The sequence below is a fragment of the Methylobacterium variabile genome, assembly GCF_001043975.1.
GTDB classification, from domain to species: domain Bacteria; phylum Pseudomonadota; class Alphaproteobacteria; order Rhizobiales; family Beijerinckiaceae; genus Methylobacterium; species Methylobacterium variabile.
The window spans coordinates 1-528 of record NZ_LABY01000290.1 but is presented as its reverse complement, the minus strand read 5'-3'; the positions used below and the strand labels follow the sequence as shown (position 1 = coordinate 528).

The 528-nt window shown below is 67.6% G+C and carries 1 protein-coding gene; it reads right to left on the bottom strand.

Features of this window, described 5'->3' with window-relative positions:
• On the bottom strand, nucleotides 1-528 hold a 528-nt coding region (locus VQ02_RS31120), incomplete at both ends, for a PCRF domain-containing protein (RefSeq protein ID WP_048448133.1).

Sequence of the window (528 nt, the reverse complement as noted above, 5' to 3'; positions counted from 1 at the left end):
GGTGGTGTTGACGTGCTGGCCGCCGGCGCCGGACGAGCGGTAAGTATCGATCCGGCAATCCGACTCCTTGATCTCGATCGTGATCCGGTCGTCGATGACCGGATAGACCCAGACGCTGGCGAAGCTGGTGTGCCGCCGGGCGTTGGAATCGTAGGGAGAGATGCGCACCAGGCGGTGCACGCCCGATTCCGTCTTCAGCCAGCCATAGGCGTTGTGGCCCTTGATCAGGAGCGTGGCGCCCTTGATCCCGGCCTCCTCGCCGTCCGACCACTCGACGATCTCGACCTTGTACTTCCGGCGCTCGGCCCAGCGGGCATACATGCGCTGGAGCATGTTGGCCCAGTCCTGGCTCTCGGTGCCGCCGGCCCCGGCATGGACCTCGAGATAGGTGTCGTTGCCGTCGGCCTCGCCCGAGAGCAGGGTCTCGATCTGGCGGCGCGCGGCCTCGGCCTGCACGGCGCGGATCTGCTCCTCGCCCTCGCGGATGCTGGCGGCGTCCTCCTCCATCTCGCCGAGCTCGATCAGCGT